Origin of the sequence: Pseudomonas citronellolis, from assembly GCF_001586155.1 — a bacterium.
GTDB classification, from domain to species: Bacteria; Pseudomonadota; Gammaproteobacteria; order Pseudomonadales; family Pseudomonadaceae; genus Pseudomonas; species Pseudomonas citronellolis.
Genome location: NZ_CP014158.1, coordinates 903,938 through 923,739 on the forward strand (window position 1 = coordinate 903,938; position 19,802 = coordinate 923,739).

Consider the following 19,802-nt stretch of genomic DNA (forward strand, 5'->3'; position numbering starts at 1 on the left):
GGCTACTCAGATGCGGATCGACAGGCCGTCGGCCAGCGACTGGCGATAGGCGCGCCAGGCCGGCACGCAGCCGATCAGTAGGGCGGCCAGCAGTATGCCGCCGAGCAGCGACCACTCATAGGCGCTCGGCGCCGCCAGCGGCAGGAAGATGCCGTAGTTGGCCTGCACGTAGCCCTGGGCGGCGGCGATGCCGGCGTACAGCAGGCCCAGGCCGAGGGTGACGCCGGCCAGCGCCAGGGCGAAGGCCTCGGCCAGCAGCAGGCTGAACACGTGCCAGGGCCGCGCGCCCACCGAGCGCAGGATGGCCATCTCGCGGCGGCGTTCGTTGAGGCTGGTGAGGATGGCGGTGAGCATGCCGATCAGGCCGGTCAGCACTACGAACAGCGAGACCACGAACAGCGCCTTCTCCGCCGTGCCCATCAGCCCCCACAGCTCCTGCAGGGCCACGCCGGGGAGGATGGCCAGCAGCGGCTCGCCGTCGTATTCGTTGATCTGCCGCTGCAGGGCGAAGGTCGCCACCTTGCTCTTCAGGCCGAGCAGGAAGGCGGTGATGGCGGTCGGCTGCAGGTCCATGTGGCGTGCCTGGTCGGCGCTGATGCGCCCGGCGCCGCGGGCCGGCACGCCGTTCTTCCAGTCGACGTGCAGCGCCTCCATGCCGGCCAGGGAAATGTGCAGGGTGCGGTCCACCGGGGTGCCGGTGCGCTTGAGGATGCCGACCACGGTGAATGGCTTGTCGTCGTGCTGCACCAGGCTGATGGTGCTCACCCCGTGGCTCAGCACTATGTGGTCGCCCAGCTTGTAGTGCAGCGCCTCGGCCACCTCGGCGCCGAGCACCACGTCGAACAGGTCCTGGCCGAAGGGCCGGCCCTCGGCCAGTTGCAGCTGCTGGTCGCGGCCGTAGCGGTAGTGCTCGAAGTAGCCGGTGTCGGTGCCCATCACCCGGTAGCCGCGGTGCGAGTCGCCCAGGGAGATGGGGATGGCCCATTTCACCAGCGGGCTGGCCTTGACCGTCTCGAAGCTCTCCCAGCGGATGTTGTTGGTGGCGTTGCCGATGCGGAACACCGAGTACAGCAGCAGGTTGATCGAGCCCGAGCGCGCGCCGACGATCAGGTCGGTGCCGGAAATGGTGCTGGCGAAGCTGGCGCGGGCCTCGCTGCGCACCCGCTCCACGGCCAGCAGCAGGCAGGCGGAGAGGGCGATGGCGAAGACCGTGAGCCACGCGGTGAAACGGCGGTTGGAAAGGCTGGCCAGGGCCAGGCGCAACAGGTACATGCTCAGATCCCGGGGGCGGTGGCGGCGCGGTTGAGGTCGGCCAGCGACAGGCTGCGGTCGAACAGCGGCGCCAGGCTCTGGTCGTGGCTGACGAACAGCAGGCTGGCGCCGGCCGCGCGGCATTCGGCGAACAGCAGTTGGAGGAAGGCTTCGCGGGCGTCGGCGTCCAGCGCCGAGGTCGGCTCGTCGGCGATCACCAGTTCCGGCTGGCCGATCAGCGCGCGCGCCGCGGCGACGCGCTGCTGCTGGCCGATCGAGAGGTTGTCGGCGCGCCGCTGCAGCAGCGCCGCGTCGCCCAGGCCCAGGTGCGCGAGCAGGGCGCTGGCGGCTTCGCCGACGCTGCCGTGGCGCTCGCGGGCGCGGGCCGCGCGGCTGCGCGAGAAGTGGCAGGGCAGCTCGACGTTCTCCCGCACCGAGAGGAACGGCAGCAGATTGAACTGCTGGAAGATGTAGCCGGTGTGGTCGACGCGGAAGTGGTCGCGGCGCGCGGCGGAAAGCTGCGCCAGATCCTCGCCGAGCAGGCGGATGCTGCCGCGCCGGGGCTTCTGCACGCCGCCCAGCAGGCCGAGCAGGGTGGTCTTGCCGCTGCCGGAGGGGCCTTTGAGGAACAGCGTCTCGCCACGGCCGAGGGAAAACTGCGGGATGTCCAGCAGCTCCGCCTGGCCGGGCCAGGCGAAGCCGAGGTCGCGGAGTTCGAGCAGGGTGTCCATGGGGCGCGTCAGAACTTCAGCAGGCTGCTGGCCGGGGTCAGCTCGGCGCCCTGCTGGCCGTTCGGGCCGATCAGCTGCACCACCAGCTTCTGGGTGCCGGGGAAGCGCTTGAACAGCGGGGCGAAATCGAGGCTGGTAAGGGCCTCGGGCGCGGCGCAGGTCAGCTTGTAGTGGGCGTTGATGTCGCTGTGCTGGTGGCCTTTGTGCTCGTCGCCATCGTCGTCGTGGTCGTGCTCATGGGCCTTGGCATTGCCGAACAGCGGGCTTTCCAGTTCCACCTCGGCGACGCCGCACTTGGCCGCGGCCGGCGCCTGCACCAGCTCCAGCGGCTTGCCCAGCTGGGCGCGGGCGGCGGCCACGGTGGCCTGGTCGGCGGCGCTGCTGGCCGGGTGCTCGAAGCCGACGAAGTTCATCGCCGGGCTGTCCACTTCCAGCTCCAGGGTGTTGCCGTCCAGCGCGACGTTGAGCTGGGCCACGCCGTGCTCGTGCTTGCCGAGGCTGCCGTGCTCGTGTTCGTCATGGGCCTGGGCGGCGGCGAAGGGGATCAGGGCGAGGGCGAGCAGCAAGGGGCGCATGGACGGTCTCCGGGAGGGGAAAATCGAGGGTGCGTTACGTTATAACGAAATATTGCGGCTGGCTAGAGGCGCCCCGGGAGATTGGCGCGGCCGGGCTGGCGTGGGAGCATGCCGGCATGCAGGAGGAAACCGACATGCGAATCCGTGGAAGCATCGGCGACTGGCCGGTGGACCTGAGCCTGGAACTGGACGAGGAAGAGTGGCAGCGCCTGGGCGCGGCACTGCGCCATGCGCCCGCCGCCCCGGTCGCCGCGCCGGCAGCGCCTGTGGATAACCCGCCGGTGGCGCCCAGCGGCGTTGATCGACTGTGGCAGGCGGCCCGCGACCTGCTGCGCCAGGCCGGCAGCTATGAAGGCCCGCAGCTGCTCGATGAACTGGCGGCTCTGGCTGGTAGCGCTGGCGCGGCGAAGGGGTTGTTGGTGCGCTTGCGGCATAGCGCGGATGTGAGGATCGAGGTGCGGGAGGGGACTCAGGTGTTTACCTGGGTTGGGGAGTAGGGGCTTTTTGATTTTTGCTTTTCGTAGGAGCGAGCTTGCTCGCGAACCTGGCGCGGGGTTCAACTCCGCTCCCTCTCCCTAACCCTCGGCTGCGCGCCCCGCCCTGAAGGGAGAGGGGACTGTTCGGAGCGCTTGGGTATTCCTGAGTTAGCCGGCTAGTCCGTTGGCTTCGAGCTGAAACCATCACCTCTCTCGGCACGGACAAGCCCCCTCTCCCTTCAGGGAGAGGGCTGGGGAGAGGGGACGGCGCCACACCCAGCACCAGAGCAGCCGGTTGGCACCGTTCGCGAGCAAGCTCCTACACGAAACGAACCCCGCCACTCAATACAGCAGATTGGCCAACTTCCGCCGATAGGCGATCACCAGCGGATGCTCATTGCCCAGCAGGTCGAACACCTGCACCAGCGTCTTGCGCGGCAGGTCTTCGCCGTAGCCGCGGTTGCGCTGGAACAGGCGCAGCAGGCCATCCATCGCCGCCTCGTACTGCTGCCGCGCGAGTTGCTGCACGGCCAGTTGGTAGGCGGCCTCGTCGTCGCCGGCGTCGGCCGCCAGGCGGGTTTTCAGGGTGGCGGCGTCGGGCAGGTCGGCGGCCTGGCGCAGGAAGGTCAACTGGGCGCGGGCGGCGGCCAGGGCGGCCTTGTGCTCGTCGCTCTTCACCGCGTCCAGCACCGTCTCGGCTTCGCCCAGCTCGCCGCGCTCGGCCAGGCAGCGGGCGTAGAGAATCAGCGCCGCTGCGTTGGTGTTGTCTTCGCCCAGCAGGGCCTTGAGCTGGGCCTCGGCCTCGGCGAAGCGGCCTTCGGCGAAGGCCGCTTCGGCGGCGTCCAGCGGGTTGGCGGCGGGGGCCGCCGGCGGTTGTACGTGCTGCTCCAGCATCTGCCGCACCGCCGATTCCGGTTGTGCGCCGGCGAAGCCGTCGACCGGCTGGCCGTCCTTGAACAGCACCACGGTGGGCAGGCTGCGGATGCCGAAGCGCATGACGATGTCCTGCTCGACGTCGCAGTTGACCTTGGCCAGCAGCAGCTCGCCCTGGTAGGACTCGGCGACCTGCGCCAGCATCGGCATCAGCGCCTTGCAGGGCGCGCACCAGTCGGCCCAGAAGTCGACCAGCACCGGCTTGTGGAAGGAGTTCTGGATCACCAGCTGGTCGAAGTCGGCGCTGGTGACGTCGAAGATGTAGGGCGTGTCGCTCATGGGGGCTCTCGTCGGGCGAAAGGGGCGAAGGATGCTGGTCACTATAAGTGGGGGCGCGGCGGACGGAAACAAGGCAATGCCGCGCCGCGCCCTACGTCCCTGTAGGAGCGCGCCCTGCGCGCGAATCGCGGGCAGGGCCCGCTTCCTACAGTTCCAGGAAAGCCCGTAGGATGGGTTGAGCGAAGCGATACCCATCACCATGGCCCGATGGGTTTCGCAAGCTCAACCCATCCTACGAAAAGCACCTCGACGCAGACGGTTGCTCCTACAGGGGACGGCTGGCGTGATACAGGCTGACCTTGCGGAATTCGTGGGGCTCGGCCAGGTCCGGCCAGGTGCAGGCGTCGAGGATGTCCAGGCGCCGGTACAGCGGGTGCTGGAAGTCGCGCACCCGCGAGTCGGCCACCAGGGCCTCGCGGCCCTTGCCGAGGAAGGCGTCGAGCAGCGGCAGGTTGGCGCGGTCGTAGAGCACGTCGGCGACCAGGATCAGGTCGTAGCGGTCCTCCTCGCCGAAGAAGTCTTCGGAATAGCTCAACTGCACCCCGTTCAGCTCGGCATTGGCGCGGCTGGCGGCCAGGGCCAGCGGGTCGAGGTCGCAGGCCACCACTTCGGCGGCGCCGGCCTTGGCCGCGGCGATGGCGGCGATGCCGGAGCCGGCGCCGAAGTCCAGCACGCGCTTGCCGGCCACCCACTGCGGGCGCTCGGCCAGCCAGCGCGCCAGGGCCAGGCCGCTGGCCCAGCAGAAGCACCAGTAGGGCGGTTCTTCGAGGATGCGGCGGGTCTCGTCGGGGCTGAACTGGCGGTCCATGTTCTGCGCATCGATCAGCCACAGCGCCAGGTCGGTGCCGGGCAGGCGCTCGGCGCCCAGGCGGGCGTCGCCGAGCAGCTCGCCCAGGGCCTGTTGCAGGTCCTGCGGGGCCTTCATGGCGCCGGCTCCAGGCGCAGCTCGCCGAGGGCCTGGGACTGCCCGGGAGCGATGGTCAGCGGGCGCAGGCGCCAGGCCAGCTGGCCGTTCTGCGCCACCCGCGCATGCAGTTCGATGCGCCCGCCGCTGGGGAAGTCGCTGGGGTCGTAGCGCAGGCTGAAGGGCAGGGCGCCGCCGTTGCCCACCAGCTCCAGGCTGGCCAGGGCGCGCTGCGGGCGGTCGCGTTCGTCCATCAACAACAGGGCCAGTTCCACCTCGGCGCCATCGGGCAAGGCGCCGCGGCTGCTGGTGAGCACCCCGGACAATTCGCGCTGGTTGGTCGGCAGCGGCGTCGCGACGGCCTTGGCCGGGGCGCTGGCGGCGGGAGGCTGCGGAGCGGGTTGCTTGCTCGAACAGGCGGCCAGCAGGGCCAGGGCGAGCAGGCAGAGAAGGCGGTGCGGCATGGGCGATTTCCCTCGCGGCGGTTTCCAGGGCGGCGCCTGTATAGCGTAAAGCCTGCGGCTTGTCTCGGGGAGCGCGGCGCCGGATGTTTCGTCGAACGGCCGGTCGAAGGGCCCGGGCGGATGGGGTACCATGGGCCACCATTTCGTAGGGCCATTCTCTGCCATGCATTGTCCCTTCTGCGGTGCCCACGACACCAAAGTCATCGATTCCCGCCTGGTCGCCGAGGGCGACCAGGTCCGCCGCCGCCGCGAGTGCCTGGCCTGCGGCGAGCGCTTCACCACCTTCGAGACCGCCGAGCTGGTCATGCCGCGGCTGATCAAGCAGGACGGCAGCCGCCAGCCGTTCGACGAGGACAAGCTGCGCGCCGGCATGCAGCGCGCGCTGGAGAAGCGTCCGGTCAGCGTCGAGCGCCTGGAAGAGGCCATCGCCCACATCAAGCACAAGCTGCGCGCCACCGGCGAGCGCGAGGTGAAGTCGCGGGTGCTCGGCGAGCTGGTGATGGCCGAGCTGCAGAAGCTCGACGAGGTGGCCTACATCCGCTTCGCCTCGGTGTACCGGCGCTTCCAGGACCTCAACGAGTTCCGCGAGGAAATCGAGCGCCTGGCCCGGGAGCCGTCCAAGGAATGAGCGCCGTCGACCAGGCCTACATGGCCCGCGCGCTGGAGCTGGCGCGCAAGGGGCTGTATTCCACCCACCCCAACCCCCGCGTCGGCTGCGTGGTGGTCAAGGACGGCGTGGTGATCGGCGAAGGCTGGCACGTCCGCGCCGGCGAGCCCCATGCCGAGGTCCACGCCCTGCGCCAGGCCGGCGACAACGCCCGCGGCGCCACCGCCTACGTCACCCTGGAGCCCTGCAGCCACTTCGGCCGCACCCCGCCCTGCGCCGATGCCCTGGTGAAGGCCGGCGTCGCCCGCGTGGTGGCGGCCATGCAGGACCCCAACCCGCAGGTTGCCGGGCAGGGGCTGCGGCGCCTGGCCGAGGCCGGCATCGAGGTGGCCTGCGGCGTGCTGGAGGCCGAGGCCCGGGAAATCAACGTCGGCTTCATCAAGCGCATGGAGACCGGCCTGCCCTTCGTCCGCGTCAAGCTGGCGATGAGCCTGGACGGGCGCACCGCCATGGCCAGCGGCGAGAGCCAGTGGATCACCGGCCCCGCCGCGCGCCGCGCCGTGCAGCGCCTGCGGGCGCGCTCCAGCGTGGTGCTCTCCGGCGCCGACACCGTGCTGCTGGACGCTGCCCGCCTGACCGTGCGCCCCGACGAGCTGGGCCTGGACGCCGAGCAGACCGCCCTGGCCGCTGCGCGCCAGCCGCTGCGCGTGCTGGTGGACGGCCGCCTGCGGGTGCCGACCGACGCTGCTTTCTACCAGGCCGGCCCGGCGCTGGTGGCCAGCTGCGCCGAACGCGACGGTTTCGCCGCCGAGGGCCGCGAACTGCTGGTGCTGCCCGGCGCCGATGGCCACGTCGACCTGGCGAAGCTGCTCGCCGAGCTGGGCGCGCGCGGCGCCAACGAAGTGCTGGTGGAAGCCGGCCCGCGCCTGGCCGGGGCCTTCGCTCGCCTGGGGCTGGTGGACGAGTACCGGATTTTCGTCGCGCCCAGGCTGCTGGGTTCCAGCGCCCGCCCGCTGCTGGAGCTGCCGTTGGAGAAGATGGCCGAGGCGCGCGAACTGAAGATCGCCGACATCCGCGCCGTGGGCGACGACTGGCTGGTCACGGCGCGGCCGGTCTGACGGAATCGTCTGTGCTACCCCCTGCGAATGCGCGGGGAGAGCAAACTGAACCTTCCGACTTGCGCCGGCCTGTGGTAAAACGCCACACGCGGCCAACGCTGTAACGGCCGCGATTGACGTTCTCAGGGCGGGGTGCAAGTCCCCACCGGCGGTGATGGCGCGCAACGCGTCGAGCCCGCGAGCGCTTGCCACGACCGGCTTACCGCCGCAGCGGCAAGGTCAGCAGACCCGGTGCGATCCCGGGGCCGACGGTAACAGTCCGGATGAAGAGAGAACGGGATGAACCTGCGCAAGGTGCGTCTGCACGCCTGCGCGTCGTGTCCCTTCGATCGGTATGCCCTGTTTTTCCCAAAACAGGAGTTCCAACACCATGCACCATCCCTTCGTTTCCACTGCGCTGGCTCGCGCCGGCCGGCACGCCTGCGCGCAACCGCATTGCGCCGTCCGGGAGGCCCCATGTTCACCGGCATAATCGAAGCCATCGGCAGCATCCGCTCGATCACCCCCAAGGGCGGTGACGTGCGTCTCTACGTGCAGACCGGCAAGCTCGACCTCGCCGACGTCAAGCTCGGCGACAGCATCGCCGTCAACGGCATCTGCCTGACCGCCGTGGAGCTGCCCGGCGACGGCTTCTGGGCCGACGTCAGCCGCGAGACCCTGGCGCGCACCGCCTTCGCCCAGCTCAAGGTCGGCAGCCGCGTCAACCTGGAGAAGGCCCTGACCCCCACCACCCGCCTGGGCGGCCACCTGGTCAGCGGCCACGTCGACGGCGTCGGCGAGATCGTCAAGCGCGAGGATAACGCCCGTGCCATCCAGTTCACCGTGCGCGCCCCGCGCGAGCTGGCCAAGTACATCGCGCTGAAGGGCTCGATCACCGTCGACGGCACCAGCCTCACGGTCAACGCGGTGAACGGCGCCGAGTTCGAGCTGACCATAGTCCCGCACACCCTGGGCGAGACCATCATGGGCGACTACCGCCCCGGTCTTCAGGTGAACCTGGAAGTGGACCTGCTGGCGCGCTACCTGGAGCGCCTGCTGCTCGGCGACAAGGCCGCCGAGCCCGCCGCCAGCGGCATCACCGAAGCATTCCTGGCCGAAAACGGCTTCATGAAGCATTGATAGGAGCTGCCCAGATGGCACTCAACAGCATCGAAGAACTGGTCGAAGACATCCGCCAAGGCAAGATGGTCATCCTCATGGATGACGAGGACCGCGAGAACGAAGGCGACCTGATCATGGCCGCCGAGTGCGTGCGCACCGAAGACATCAACTTCATGGCCAAGTACGCCCGCGGCCTGATCTGCATGCCGATGACCCGCGAGCGCTGCGAGCGCCTGGGCCTGTCGCTGATGGTGCAGCGCAACGGCTCGGGCTTCGGCACCAAGTTCACCGTTTCCATCGAGGCCGCCGAAGGCGTCACCACCGGCATCTCCGCCGCCGACCGCGCTCGCACCGTGCAGGCCGCCGCCGCGAAGGAAGCGGTGGCCGCCGACATCGTCAGCCCCGGCCACATCTTCCCGCTGATGGCCCAGCCCGGCGGCGTGCTGGCCCGCGCCGGCCACACCGAGGCGGCCTGCGACCTGGCGCGCATGGGCGGCTTCGAGGCCTCCGGGGTGATCTGCGAGATCATGAACGACGACGGCAGCATGGCCCGCCGCCCGGAACTGGAAGCCTTCGCCGAGCAGCACGGCATCAAGATCGGCACCATCGCCGACCTGATCCACTACCGCCTGATCCACGAGCGCACCGTCGAGCGCCTCGCCGAGCAGCCGCTGGATACCGAGCTGGGCCAGTTCAACCTGATCACCTACCGCGACTCGGTGGAGGGCGAGGTGCACCTGGCGCTGACCCTGGGCGAGATCTGCGCGGAAGAGCCGACCCTGGTGCGCGTGCACAACATGGACCCGCTGCGCGACCTGCTGATGGTCAACCAGGCCGGGCGCTGGAGCCTGCGCGCGGCCATGGCCAAGGTGGCCGAGGCCGGCAGCGGCGTGGTGCTGCTGCTGGGCCACCAGATCGGCGGCGAGGACCTGCTGGCCCACGTGCGCGAGATCGCCGCCAGCGCGCCGGCGCCCAAGCCCACCACCACCTACAGCACCGTCGGCGCCGGTTCGCAGATCCTCCGCGACCTGGGCGTGCGCAAGATGCGCCTGATGTCGGCGCCGATGCGCTTCAACGCGATATCCGGTTTCGACCTGGAAGTTGTAGAATACCTGCCCGCCGAATGAACCCGCGCCGCCGTGCCCTGGCACGGCGGCGTTGTTCTTCTAGCCTAATTTCGCGGAGCGTCGCCGACGCTCCGGCTCTTTAACAGACGAGACCTGCCCATGACCCTGAAGACCATCGAAGGTACCTTCATCGCCCCCAAAGGCCGCTTCGCCCTGGTGGTTGGCCGCTTCAACAGCTTCGTGGTGGAAAGCCTGGTGCAAGGCGCCATCGACGCGCTGGTGCGCCACGGCGTCGCCGAAGGCGACATCACCATCATCCGCGCCCCGGGCGCCTTCGAGATCCCCCTGGTAGCCCAGAAAGTCGCCCAGCGCGGCGAGTTCGACGCCATCATCGCCCTCGGCGCGGTGATCCGCGGCGGCACCCCGCACTTCGAATACGTTGCCGGCGAGTGCACCAAGGGCCTGGCGCAGGTTTCCCTGCAGTTCGGCGTGCCGGTGGCCTTCGGCGTGCTGACCGTCGATTCCATCGAGCAGGCCATCGAGCGCTCCGGCACCAAGGCCGGCAACAAGGGCGCCGAGGCCGCGCTGTCCGCCCTGGAAATGGTGAGCCTGCTGTCGCAGCTGGAGGCCAAGTGAGCAGCAACGACAACGGCGCTCCGTCCAAGCCGGCCAAGCCCAACAAGATCGCCATGCGCCGCAAGGCCCGCAGCCTAGCGGTGCAGGCCCTGTACTCCTGGCAGATGGCCGGCCAGCCGCTGAACGAGATCGAGGCGACCTTCCGCACCGACAACGACTTCAGCGACGTCGACGGCGCCTACTTCCACGAGATCCTCCACGGCGTGCCGCGCCTGAAGACCGAGCTGGACCAGGAATTCACCCCCTGCCTGGACCGCCCGCTGGAAGAGATCGACCCGGTCGAGCTGGCCATCCTGCGCCTGGCCACCTACGAGCTGCGCAACCGCCTGGACGTGCCCTACAAGGTGGTGATCAACGAAGGCATCGAGCTGGCCAAGACCTTCGGCGCCACCGACGGCCACAAGTTCGTCAACGGTGTGCTGGACAAGCTGGCGCCGCGTCTGCGCGCCGCCGAGCTGCGCGGCGCCAAGCGCTGAGTCCGCCGCAAGGCATGGGTGAGTTCGAACTGATCCGCCGCTATTTCGCCGCGGCCGCCTGTGCGGCCGCGGCCGATGGCGTGGCCCTGGGCATCGGCGATGACTGCGCCCTGCTGGCGCCGGCCGCCGGGCAGCAACTGGCGGTGTCCACCGACACCCTGGTGGCCGGCGTGCACTTCCCTGCGCTGTGCGATCCCTTCCTGCTCGGCCAGCGCGCCCTGGCGGTTTCCGCCAGCGATCTGGCGGCCATGGGCGCCGCGCCCCTGGCCTTCACCCTCGCCCTGACCCTGCCCGAAGCCGATCCGGCCTGGCTGGAAGCCTTCGCCCAGGGCCTGAACCGCATGGCCGCGGCCTGCGGCCTGGCGCTGGTCGGCGGCGACACCACCCGCGGCCCGCTGAGCATGACCCTCACGGTGTTCGGCCAGGTGCCCGTCGGCCAGGCGCTGACCCGCAGCGGCGCCCGTCCCGGCGACCTGCTCTGCGTCGGCGGCCCGGTCGGCGAGGCCGGCGGCGCCCTGGAGCTGGTGCTCGGCCGCCTTGCCGCCGAACCCGAAGTGGCCGAGCCGCTATTGGCGCGCTACTGGGCGCCGCAGCCACAGCTGGCCCTCGGCCAGGCCCTGCGCGGCCGCGCCACGGCGGCGCTGGACGTGTCCGACGGCCTGCTCGCCGACTGCGGCCACATCGCCCGCGCCTCCGGCGTGGCCCTGGTCATCGAGGCCGAACGCCTGCCGGCCAGTGCGCCGCTGGAAAGCCTGCTGGGCGCCGAGCGCGCGCTGCAGGCCAAGCTCGGCGCCGGCGACGACTACGTCATCGCCTTCACCCTGCCGCCTGCGCAGTTGCCGGCCCTGCAGGCGCAATGGCCGCAGCTGGCGGCCATCGGCCGCGTCGAGGCCGGCAGCGGGGTGCGCGTGCTGGACGGCGCCGGCCACGACATCACGCCGCGCCAGGGCGGCTACCTGCATTTCACGGAGTGACCGCAGTGCCCGAACATCCCGACCAAGCCCCCGCCCAGCCCGTGCCGCCGTCGGTCTGGCGCAACCCCTGGCATTTCCTGGCCTTCGGCTTCGGCTCCGGAACGCTGCCCAAGGCGCCGGGCACCTGGGGCTCGCTGGTGGCCATCCCCTTCGTCCCGCTGTGGCAGTTGCTGCCGGACTGGGGCTACTGGCTGATGCTGGGGCTGACCATGCTGTTCGGCTTCTGGCTGTGCGGCAAGGTCGCCGACGACCTGCGCGTGCACGACCACGAAGGCATCGTCTGGGACGAGATGGTCGGCATGTGGATCACCCTCTGGCTGGTGCCCGAGGGCTGGTGGTGGCTGCTGGCGGGCTTCCTGGTGTTCCGCTTCTTCGACATCCTCAAGCCCTGGCCGATCCGCTGGGTCGACCGCCACGTGCACGGTGGCGTGGGCATCATGCTCGACGACGTCCTCGCCGGGGTCTTCGCCTGGCTGGCCATGCAGGGCCTGGTCTGGGCCTGGGCCACCTGGCTGCTCTGACAACAGCCGACTTCATCACTGACGGCGCAGCGGCGCCGGTGTAACGTGGCGCCACCCTCGCGCCAGCCGACAAGGAGCCCCACCATGCTGCGCCTGCTGCCCGCCCTGAGCCTCGCCCTTGCCGCCAGCGCGGCCCTCGCCGCCCCGCAGGTATGGGTGGTGGGGCTGTTCCCCAACGCCGCGGTGGTCAACATCGACGGCCAGCGCAAGTTCCTCCGCGTCGGCGAGACCGGGCCGCAGGGCGTGCAGGTGGTCAGCGCCGACGCGCACAAGGCGGTGCTGCGCGTCGAGGGCGTGGAACGCACCTACGAACTGAGCCGCGAATACAACGCCAGCGGCTACTCGGCCCCGGCGCCGGTGCAGGAAATGAGCATCGCCCGCGGCACCGGCGGGCACTACTGGGTGTCCGGCTCGATCAACGGCCAGAACGCCCAGTTCCTGGTCGACACCGGTGCCACCACGGTGGCGATGAACGAAGCCCAGGCGCGGCGCCTGGGCATCGACTACCGGGTGGTCGGCAAGCCCATGGTCGCCTCCACCGCCAGCGGCACCGTCAAGGGCTGGCGCATCAGCCTGAACAGCGTGAAGCTCGGCGGCATCGAGGTGCTGGGCGTCGACGCCAGCGTGCTGGAAGGCGAGTTCCCCACCGAGATCCTGCTGGGCATGAGCTTCCTCAACCGCGTCGGTTGGCGGGAGGAGCAGGGGATGATGTACATCCAATCCAAACATTGAGAGCCCCTCCACAGCCTGCTGCGCGTCGGCATAACTGCGTTGGGAACAGGTTCGAAATGCTCATTTAGCGGCCTGAACTGCGCTTCCGAACCTGTTCCCGCCTTGTTCTGCTCCAGCTTGCGAGGCGGTGAAGGGACTCTGCCAGATCGCCGATCCATCGATGGCTTCGATAGCCAAGTTGCGGATTTCGCAATGACGGCGGCCCCGGCACTGCTGTTACAATGCCGGCTCCTTACTACTGTCTGACTTTCAGGAGTTTCCGGTGTCCGTCGTGTTCGTCGCCGCCTCCAAGCTGCCCACTCCCTTCGGCGAATTCACCATGCATGGCTTCCTCGACGAGGAAACCGGCAAGGAACATGTCGCCCTGACTATGGGCACCCTCGACGACGGCCAGCCGGTGCTCGGTCGCCTGCATTCCGAATGCCTGACCGGCGATGCCCTGTTCAGCCTGCGCTGCGACTGCGGCTTCCAGCTCGAAGGCGCGCTCTCGGCCATCGCCCGCGAAGGCCGCGGCGTGCTGCTGTACCTGCGCCAGGAAGGCCGCGGCATTGGCCTGCTGAACAAGATCCGCGCCTACGCCCTGCAGGACGAAGGCGCGGACACGGTCGAAGCCAACCTCAGGCTGGGCTTCGGCGCCGACCAGCGCGACTACGCCATGTGCCTGCCGATGCTGCAGCACCTGGGCGTCTGCTCGCTGAAGCTGATGACCAACAACCCGCGCAAGGTCAAGGCGCTGGAAGGCTACGGCCTCACAGTGGCCGAGCGCGTGCCCCTGCAGAAGGGCCTGAACCCGCACAACAAGCGCTACCTGGCGACCAAGGCCGGCAAGCTCGGGCACATGCTCGGCGAGCTGCACCAGGGCGAGGCGGAGATCGAGGCGCAGTGAACCGCGCCGCCGAGTTCGGCCGCCTGGGGCGTCTGTGGTGGCTGCACCTGGCCCTGGCTCTCGGGCCGCTGCTGGCGCTGCTGCTGTGGGGCTTCGAGATCGACGCCCTGGCCGTGCTGGCCACCCCGCTGTACGTCGTTGCGCTGGTCTCGATGTACTTCACCCTGCCGCTGTTCCGCCGCTACAAGCTCGCCCTGATCGACGCCGGCAAGGTCCGTGACACGGCCGAAGAGCCCGTCGCCTGGGCGGAATTGGCGCGCACCTGGCGCAACGGCGTCCTCGGCGCCAGCCTGCCGGCCTGGATCGGCGTGCTGGCGTGCTTCACCGACCTGTCCGGCGTGGCGCTGATCCTCCTCGGGCTGACCAGCCTGCTGATCCTCTGGCTGTACCGCCTGCCGCGCCAGTTGCTCTGATGCGCCTGCTCGTTGCCGTCCTGCTGCTATCGCTAGGCCTGCCGGCACTGGCGGCGCAGCGGGTGGTGAGCCTGTCGCCCTCGATGACCGACAGCGTCCTGGAACTGGGCGCCGGCGCGCGCCTGGTGGGTGTGCTCGACGGCGACGAACGCCCGGCGCAACTGGCGGCCCTGCCTTCGCTGGGGCGCTACGGGCAACTGAACCTGGAACGCCTGCTGAGCCTGCGGCCGGACCTGGTGCTGGTCTGGCCCGGCAGCATTCCCGATGCGCAGATGGCGCGGCTGAAGGGCCTGGGCCTGAAGCTCTACGTCGCCGAACCGCACCGGCTGGAGGATATCCCCAGCCAACTGGAAGAGCTGGGCGCGCTGCTCGGCGCCCAGGACAAGGCCGCGGCCCTGGCCGCCAGCTTCCGCCAGCGCATCGCCGAACTGCGCCAGCAGTACGCCCGCGAGCACCCGCTGCGGTTGTTCTATCAGGTATGGAACCGCCCGCTGTACACCCTGGGCGGACGCCAGGTGGTCAGCGATGCCCTGCAGGTCTGCGGCGCGCGCAACCTGTTCGACGACCTGCAGCAGCCGGCGCCGCAGGTGGGCATGGAAGCGGTGCTGGCCCGCGATCCGCAAGTGATACTGGCGCCCAACGCCGAACAAGCGGCGCAATGGCGGGCCATGAAACAGCTGAGCGCAACGCGCCTGAACCAGCTGTGGGTACTGCCCGACCGCAACCTGGAGCGGCCGAGCTACGCCATGCTGGCCGCCACCGAAAAACTCTGCCGCCTGCTCGCCCAGGCCGAGCCGTAGGGCGGATAACCGTTCGCGGTTATCCGCCGGCCGGGATGCCGTACCCCCCCATAACCTGTAGGAGCGGGCCCTGCCCGCGAAATCGCGCGCAGGGCGCGCTCCTACGAAAAGCTGTGCTCGCCTGCAGCGTAGGACCTCATCCGCGAATCGCGTCGGTATGTCCGGCTATCGCGGACAAGGTCCGCTCCTACGGGAGAGGAATGCCGTGCCTCCCGGCGGACTGTAGGGGCGGGCCCTGCCCGCTATTTCGCGCGCAGGGCGCGCTCCTACAGGGGAGCGGTGCGGGTGGGGCAGCGTAGGAGCGGATCTTATCCGCGAATCGCGCCGAAACCTCCGGCTATCGCGGACAAGGTCCGCTCCTACGGGAGAGGAATGCCGTGCCTCACGGCGAACTGTAGGAGCGGGCCCTGCCCGCGATTCGCGCGCAGGGCGCGCTCCTACATGGGGATGGTGTGGGGGGCGGCGTACCGTGCCTCCCGCCGTTCAGAACCCTTCCAGCACGATCTTGCCCTTGGCCTTGCCGCTTTCCAGCAGCGCGTGGGCGCGGCGCAGGTTGGCGGCGTCGATGCGGCCGAAGTGCTCGCCCAGGGTGGTGCGCAGCACGCCCTGGTCGACCAGGCTGGACACGCGCTGCAGCAGGCGGTGCTGCTCGATCATGTCGTCGGTCTGGAACATCGAGCGGGTGTACATGAACTCCCAGTGCAGCGACAGGCTCTTCTGCTTGAGCAGGCTCACGTTCAGGTTCGCCGGGTCGTCGATCAGGCCCAGGCGGCCCTGCGGGCGCAGGCTGGCGACTATCTGCTGCAGGTGCCCGTCGGTGTGCGTCAGGCTGGCCACGTGGCTCACCTGGCCGATGCCGATGCGCTGCAGTTCCTCGCTCAGCGGCTTGCCGTGGTCGATGACGTGGTGGGCGCCGAGGTCGCGGACCCATTCCTGGGTTTCCGCCCGCGAGGCCGTGCCGATCACGGTCACGCCGGTCAGGTGCCGGGCCAGTTGGACGAGGATGGAGCCCACGCCGCCGGCGGCGCCGACGATCAGCAGGCTCTGCCCGGCGCTGCCCGGGCCCTCGGCGATCTGCAGGCGTTCGAACAGCAGTTCCCAGGCGGTGATGCTGGTCAGCGGCAGGGCCGCGGCCTGGGCGAAGTCGAGGCTGGCTGGCTTGGCGCCGACGATGCGCTCGTCCACCAGTTGCAGTTCGGCGTTGCTGCCCGGGCGCGTCAGGTCGCCGGCGTAGAACACCTCGTCGCCGGGACGGAACAGGCTGACCTCGCTGCCCACCGCGCGGACCACGCCGGCGGCGTCCCAACCCAGCACCTTGTATTCGCCGGCCGCAGGCTCCGTGCGCTGGCGCACCTTGGTGTCCACCGGGTTGACGGAAATGGCGCGGACCTCCACCAGCAGGTCGCGCGGGCCGGGCGTCGGCTCCGGCAGCTGGATGTCGAGCAGGGCGTCGTCGGCGTCGATCGGGCGGCTGTGGGTGTAACCGATGGCTTTCATGGCGGCTCCTCAGTCGATGCGGTTCATCAGGCGGATGTCGAGTTCGTCCAGATCGTCCCGGCTGGCGGCGACGAAGGCCTGGAAGTGCTCGCTGGCCTCGTGCTCGGCGAGGGCCGCCTCGTCGCGCCATTGCTCGATCATGTAGATCAGGTCGGCGTCCTTGCGGTCGCGGTGCAGGTCGTACTGGATGCAGCCGGGCTCGGCCCGCGAGGGCACGCGCAGCTCGGCCAGGCGGGCCTGCAGGGTGTCGGCGCGGCCGGGCTTGGCGCGGATGATGGCGATCAGGGTAATGGGGCTGCTCATCGGGACTCTTCCTTGCGGCAGTGGGGGATGGGCGCATCCTCCGCTCTTTCGTTGTGAAGAAAAACCGCGTAGGAAGAAAGTCTCTTTCAAAGGAAAATTGAAAATGCTGCGTTTCGACGACCTCCAGCTGTTCGTCCGCACCGCCGAGCGCGGCAGCCTCTCCGCCGCGGCCCGCGAACTGGAGGTGTCGCCGGCGGTGGCCAGCGCCGCGCTCAAGCGCCTGGAGGGCGCCCTGCAGGCGCGCCTGTTCGCCCGCTCCACCCGCAGCCTGCGGCTGACCGCCGAGGGCGAGCAGTTCCTGGCCCATGCGCGGGCCTCGCTGCAGAGCCTGGAGGAGGGCCGCCAACTGCTGGCCGGCGGGCGTAGCGAGATCGCCGGGCCGTTGCAGGTCTCGGCGCCCTCGGACCTGGGGCGCAACGTGCTGTTGCCCTGGCTCGACGAGTTCCAGGCGCAGCACCCGCGGCTGGTTTTGCGCCTGCTGCTCAGCGACCGCCAGGCCGACCTCTACCGCCAGCCGGTGGACGTGGCCATCCGCCTCGGCCAGCCGCCGGACTCCAGCCTGGTGGCGCTGCCCCTGGCGGCGGACAACCGCCGCGTGCTGTGCGGCGCGCCGGCCTATTTCGCCCTGCATGGCCGGCCGCAGCGGCCGCAGGACCTGGCCCGGCACAACTGCCTGCTGTACATGCTCGGCGGCCGTGTGCACGAACGCTGGCGCTTCGGCGACGAGACGGTCGAGGTGGGCGGCGACCGCGTCAGCGACGACGCCGACGTGGTGCGGCGCTGGGCGGTGGCCGGGCGCGGGCTGGTCTACAAGTCCTGGCTGGACGTGGCCGCCGACGTGCGCGCCGGGCGCCTGGAGGTGGCCCTGGCCGACCAGCGGGGCGAGGCGGCGCCGCTGAACCTGTTCTGCACCCACCGCGCGCAGCTGAGCCCGCCGGTGACCTTGCTGCGCGAGTTCGTCCAGCAGCGCTGCGCCGAGCATCTGCGCGGCGCGCCCTGGCGCTGAGCCTCAGAGCGGGGTGTAGCGCGCCACGGCGTGGCTGAGGTTCCAGCCGACCGAGACCGAGAACACCAGCAGCAGGGCCGGCACCAGGCACCACCAGATGCGCTTGGGCAGGGCCGGCAGTGACTGGCGCAACTGGCTGGCCCAGAGCGCGGCGGCGCAGACGGCGGCGGCGAGCAGGGCGCCGGCGATCACGTCGCTGGGCCAGTGCGCGCCCAGGTACAGGCGCGAGCCGGCGATCCAGGCCGCCGGCAGCATGGCCAGCAGCAGCCAGGTCAGGCGCACCCGCGGCGAGCCCTCGCGGCTGGCCAGCACGCCGAGCACCAGGAAGCAGGCGAAGGACGCCGAGCTGTGCCCGCTGGGCATGCTGAAGGCGCTCAGCGGGTCGGCGATCACCTCGGGGCGGGCGCGGCCGAAGAAGTGCTTGAGGGTGGTGTTGAGCAGTGCCGTGGCCAGCAGGGTGCCGCCGGCGAACAGCGCATGGCGCCATTTGCCCAGGCCCAGCAGCAGGCCGCTGACGACGATGCCGACGATCACCTGGGTGCGGAAGTCGCCCAGGCGCGTCACCGCCACCATGATCTGGTTCAGCAGCGGGCTGCGTTCCTGCTGGATCAGCGTCATCAGGCCGTGGTCGAGGGCGTCCAGGTGCGGCCAGCCGATCAGGATGCCCAGCAGCAGGGCGGCGCTCAGCCCGGCGGCGATCAGTGCGGTGCCGTGGCGCCGCTTCAGGCAGGCATGGATCAAGGCGCCGCCGAGCACGGCCAGGCCGCCGGCGACCACCGCCATTTCCGGCCAGAAGCCTTCCGGCAGTGGCAGGCGCAGGGCCGCGCCGGTGGTCCAGCCGGGTAGCAGGTAGGCCACCGACCAGCCGGCGGCGGCCAGGATGGAGACCGCCAGGAAGCGCCCGAAGGGCATGTCGAGCATGCCCGCCACCAGCGGCAGGAACGGCCGCAGGGCGCCGATGAAGCGGCCCACCAGCAGGCTGGTGACGCCGTAGCGGGCGACGAAGCCTTCTGCGCCGGCCAGCCATTCCGGATGGTGGCGCAGCAGCGGCAGGCGGCGGATGTCCTGGTGGAAGCGGCGGCCGAGGAAGTACGAGCAGAGGTCGCCCAGCAGGCCGCCGGCGAAGGCCAGCAGCAGCGTCTGCCCCAGGCCCAGGGCGCCGCCGCCGGCCAGCACGGCCACGGCGAAGAGCATCACCACGCCGGGCAGCACCAGGCCGACCACCGCCGCGCATTCGAGGAAGGCGATGAGGAAGACCACCAGCCCCAGCCACTGCGGGTGGCCGGCGATCCATTGGTTGAACAGGTCCAGGCTCATGTGCGGTGCGCTTCCGAGCTGTCCAGCAGGTAATAGTCGCGGCCTTCGACCTGGCCGCGGCGCAATGGGTTTCGCGTGCAGAAGGGCGCGAAGGCGGCGTCGACGAAGCGGTACATCAGGTGCTCGTCGCGGCCGTGGGGGATGCCCAGGCGGGTGGTCTGGATGACCTGGGCCGGGGTGTCGCCGATGTCGTCGACGAACAGCCGCTGCACGTCGAACTGCCTGGCGTCCCAGTCCGGCACCTTGAGGCCCATGGCCTTGCACAGCAGGGTCTGGCCGGCGCAGAGCTTGCCCAGCGGGCGCTCGCTGCCATCGGCGGCGGGGTTGAGCTGGCGCATGCGGGCCAGGGCCTCGTCGCCGCTGACGCGGTCCATCCAGGGGTGGCCGGACTTGATCAGCACGGCATTGCCGGCGCCGCCTGCGCTGAAGTTCAGCGAGTCGCCGCCGCGCGCGTAGTACATGTAGATGTGCCCGCCGTCGAGGAACAGCGCCTTGCGCTTCTCGGTGTAGCCGAGCGAGGCGTGGCTGCCTTTCTCGGCCAGGTAATAGGCTTCGGTCTCGATGATCCGCGTGGACAGCCAGAGCTCGCCGACGCGGTGACGGATCACCTTGCCCAGCAGTTGGCGCGCCACCAGCAGGGCGTCGCGGTCGAAGAAGGAATGGGGCAGCGGCCGCGCTTCGGGCCAGGGCAAACCAAGGATGGGATCGGCAGGCATGGGATTGTCGTGGGTACCA

Annotated in this window: 24 protein-coding genes and 1 riboswitch; of the genes, 14 read left to right on the plus strand and 10 right to left on the minus strand. The window is 70.1% G+C overall.

Annotated features, from left to right (window positions below):
• Nucleotides 1-6 precede the first annotated feature (6 nt).
• From PcP3B5_RS04145 to PcP3B5_RS04155, 3 genes are read right to left on the minus strand one after another with little or no spacing between them, the layout of a single operon-like run.
• Nucleotides 7-1,272 (minus strand): ABC transporter permease, encoded by a 1,266-nt coding sequence (locus tag PcP3B5_RS04145; protein ID WP_009617248.1) that lies wholly within the window; start codon nucleotides 1,270-1,272, stop codon nucleotides 7-9.
• A 2-nt stretch (nucleotides 1,273-1,274) separates the two neighbouring features.
• Nucleotides 1,275-1,982 carry an ABC transporter ATP-binding protein gene (locus PcP3B5_RS04150; protein ID WP_009617249.1) on the minus strand — a complete coding sequence of 236 codons (708 nt, stop codon included), beginning with the start codon at nucleotides 1,980-1,982 and terminating at the stop codon, nucleotides 1,275-1,277.
• A gap of 8 nt (nucleotides 1,983-1,990) precedes the next feature.
• Nucleotides 1,991-2,557, minus strand: a complete 567-nt coding sequence (locus PcP3B5_RS04155; protein WP_009617251.1) for a DUF2796 domain-containing protein — start codon at nucleotides 2,555-2,557, stop codon at nucleotides 1,991-1,993.
• 134 nt (nucleotides 2,558-2,691) lie between these two features.
• On the opposite strand from PcP3B5_RS04155, the gene PcP3B5_RS04160 reads away from it, so the two are divergent.
• On the plus strand, nucleotides 2,692-3,054 hold the full coding sequence (locus tag PcP3B5_RS04160; protein WP_043273669.1) for a hypothetical protein: 363 nt from the start codon (nucleotides 2,692-2,694) through the stop codon (nucleotides 3,052-3,054).
• 321 nt (nucleotides 3,055-3,375) lie between these two features.
• On the opposite strand, the gene trxA is transcribed toward PcP3B5_RS04160, so the two are convergent.
• The 3 genes from trxA to PcP3B5_RS04175 form a co-directional block, all read right to left on the minus strand.
• Nucleotides 3,376-4,245, minus strand: coding sequence for a thioredoxin (trxA, locus tag PcP3B5_RS04165; protein WP_061560623.1), 870 nt, complete (start codon nucleotides 4,243-4,245; stop codon nucleotides 3,376-3,378).
• A gap of 265 nt (nucleotides 4,246-4,510) precedes the next feature.
• A complete protein-coding gene (locus PcP3B5_RS04170; protein ID WP_061560624.1) occupies nucleotides 4,511-5,170 on the minus strand; it encodes a class I SAM-dependent methyltransferase in 660 nt (219 codons plus the stop codon).
• The gene (locus PcP3B5_RS04175; protein ID WP_061560625.1) at nucleotides 5,167-5,613 is read right to left on the minus strand and encodes a YbaY family lipoprotein; all 447 of its coding nucleotides are present in this window, start codon (nucleotides 5,611-5,613) and stop codon (nucleotides 5,167-5,169) included. The genes PcP3B5_RS04170 and PcP3B5_RS04175 overlap by 4 nt, the downstream gene beginning before the upstream one ends.
• A 163-nt stretch (nucleotides 5,614-5,776) precedes the next feature.
• Here PcP3B5_RS04175 and nrdR point away from each other — a divergent pair, with 163 nt between their 5' ends.
• The 12 genes from nrdR (at nucleotide 5,777) to PcP3B5_RS04235 (ending at nucleotide 14,944) form a co-directional block, all read left to right on the plus strand.
• Nucleotides 5,777-6,241 carry a transcriptional regulator NrdR gene (gene nrdR, locus PcP3B5_RS04180; protein ID WP_024128042.1) on the plus strand — a complete coding sequence of 155 codons (465 nt, stop codon included), beginning with the start codon at nucleotides 5,777-5,779 and terminating at the stop codon, nucleotides 6,239-6,241.
• Nucleotides 6,238-7,338, plus strand: coding sequence for a bifunctional diaminohydroxyphosphoribosylaminopyrimidine deaminase/5-amino-6-(5-phosphoribosylamino)uracil reductase RibD (ribD, locus tag PcP3B5_RS04185; RefSeq protein WP_061560626.1), 1,101 nt, complete (start codon nucleotides 6,238-6,240; stop codon nucleotides 7,336-7,338). The genes nrdR and ribD overlap by 4 nt, the downstream gene beginning before the upstream one ends.
• Before the next feature lie 114 nt (nucleotides 7,339-7,452).
• Nucleotides 7,453-7,618: riboswitch (FMN riboswitch) on the plus strand.
• 176 nt (nucleotides 7,619-7,794) lie between these two features.
• On the plus strand, nucleotides 7,795-8,457 hold the full coding sequence (locus PcP3B5_RS04190) for a riboflavin synthase (RefSeq protein ID WP_061560627.1): 663 nt from the start codon (nucleotides 7,795-7,797) through the stop codon (nucleotides 8,455-8,457).
• A gap of 14 nt (nucleotides 8,458-8,471) precedes the next feature.
• The gene (gene ribBA / locus PcP3B5_RS04195; protein ID WP_009617266.1) at nucleotides 8,472-9,566 is read left to right on the plus strand and encodes a bifunctional 3,4-dihydroxy-2-butanone-4-phosphate synthase/GTP cyclohydrolase II; all 1,095 of its coding nucleotides are present in this window, start codon (nucleotides 8,472-8,474) and stop codon (nucleotides 9,564-9,566) included.
• 99 nt (nucleotides 9,567-9,665) lie between these two features.
• On the plus strand, nucleotides 9,666-10,142 hold the full coding sequence (gene ribH, locus PcP3B5_RS04200; RefSeq protein WP_043313777.1) for a 6,7-dimethyl-8-ribityllumazine synthase: 477 nt from the start codon (nucleotides 9,666-9,668) through the stop codon (nucleotides 10,140-10,142).
• The gene (nusB, locus tag PcP3B5_RS04205; RefSeq protein WP_043273460.1) at nucleotides 10,139-10,618 is read left to right on the plus strand and encodes a transcription antitermination factor NusB; all 480 of its coding nucleotides are present in this window, start codon (nucleotides 10,139-10,141) and stop codon (nucleotides 10,616-10,618) included. The genes ribH and nusB overlap by 4 nt, the downstream gene beginning before the upstream one ends.
• A gap of 14 nt (nucleotides 10,619-10,632) precedes the next feature.
• Nucleotides 10,633-11,592, plus strand: coding sequence for a thiamine-phosphate kinase (gene thiL, locus PcP3B5_RS04210; RefSeq protein WP_061560628.1), 960 nt, complete (start codon nucleotides 10,633-10,635; stop codon nucleotides 11,590-11,592).
• A 5-nt stretch (nucleotides 11,593-11,597) separates the two neighbouring features.
• Nucleotides 11,598-12,113, plus strand: a complete 516-nt coding sequence (locus tag PcP3B5_RS04215) for a phosphatidylglycerophosphatase A family protein (RefSeq protein ID WP_043313774.1) — start codon at nucleotides 11,598-11,600, stop codon at nucleotides 12,111-12,113.
• A gap of 84 nt (nucleotides 12,114-12,197) precedes the next feature.
• A complete protein-coding gene (locus PcP3B5_RS04220) occupies nucleotides 12,198-12,845 on the plus strand; it encodes a retropepsin-like aspartic protease family protein (protein WP_009617275.1) in 648 nt (215 codons plus the stop codon).
• Between the two features lie 262 nt (nucleotides 12,846-13,107).
• Nucleotides 13,108-13,731 (plus strand): GTP cyclohydrolase II, encoded by a 624-nt coding sequence (gene ribA / locus PcP3B5_RS04225; RefSeq protein WP_043273465.1) that lies wholly within the window; start codon nucleotides 13,108-13,110, stop codon nucleotides 13,729-13,731.
• Nucleotides 13,728-14,144 (plus strand): hypothetical protein, encoded by a 417-nt coding sequence (locus tag PcP3B5_RS04230; protein ID WP_061560629.1) that lies wholly within the window; start codon nucleotides 13,728-13,730, stop codon nucleotides 14,142-14,144. Before ribA ends, PcP3B5_RS04230 begins: the two co-directional genes overlap by 4 nt.
• Complete coding sequence (locus tag PcP3B5_RS04235; protein ID WP_061560630.1) at nucleotides 14,144-14,944, plus strand: cobalamin-binding protein; 801 nt, start codon at nucleotides 14,144-14,146, stop codon at nucleotides 14,942-14,944. Before PcP3B5_RS04230 ends, PcP3B5_RS04235 begins: the two co-directional genes overlap by 1 nt.
• Before the next feature lie 483 nt (nucleotides 14,945-15,427).
• Here PcP3B5_RS04235 and PcP3B5_RS04240 read toward each other — a convergent pair whose 3' ends face one another.
• Together PcP3B5_RS04240 and PcP3B5_RS04245 are read right to left on the minus strand one after the other, a co-directional pair.
• On the minus strand, nucleotides 15,428-16,441 hold the full coding sequence (locus PcP3B5_RS04240) for a zinc-binding alcohol dehydrogenase family protein (RefSeq protein WP_061560631.1): 1,014 nt from the start codon (nucleotides 16,439-16,441) through the stop codon (nucleotides 15,428-15,430).
• A 9-nt stretch (nucleotides 16,442-16,450) separates the two neighbouring features.
• Nucleotides 16,451-16,744, minus strand: a complete 294-nt coding sequence (locus PcP3B5_RS04245; RefSeq protein ID WP_061560632.1) for a putative quinol monooxygenase — start codon at nucleotides 16,742-16,744, stop codon at nucleotides 16,451-16,453.
• Between the two features lie 103 nt (nucleotides 16,745-16,847).
• Here PcP3B5_RS04245 and PcP3B5_RS04250 point away from each other — a divergent pair, with 103 nt between their 5' ends.
• On the plus strand, nucleotides 16,848-17,750 hold the full coding sequence (locus tag PcP3B5_RS04250; RefSeq protein WP_061560633.1) for a LysR family transcriptional regulator: 903 nt from the start codon (nucleotides 16,848-16,850) through the stop codon (nucleotides 17,748-17,750).
• 3 nt (nucleotides 17,751-17,753) lie between these two features.
• Here PcP3B5_RS04250 and PcP3B5_RS04255 read toward each other — a convergent pair whose 3' ends face one another.
• Together PcP3B5_RS04255 and PcP3B5_RS04260 are read right to left on the minus strand one after the other, a co-directional pair.
• On the minus strand, nucleotides 17,754-19,067 hold the full coding sequence (locus tag PcP3B5_RS04255; protein ID WP_061560634.1) for a bifunctional DedA family/phosphatase PAP2 family protein: 1,314 nt from the start codon (nucleotides 19,065-19,067) through the stop codon (nucleotides 17,754-17,756).
• Nucleotides 19,064-19,783, minus strand: a complete 720-nt coding sequence (locus PcP3B5_RS04260; RefSeq protein ID WP_061560635.1) for a DNA-3-methyladenine glycosylase — start codon at nucleotides 19,781-19,783, stop codon at nucleotides 19,064-19,066. The genes PcP3B5_RS04255 and PcP3B5_RS04260 overlap by 4 nt, the downstream gene beginning before the upstream one ends.
• Nucleotides 19,784-19,802 lie beyond the last annotated feature (19 nt).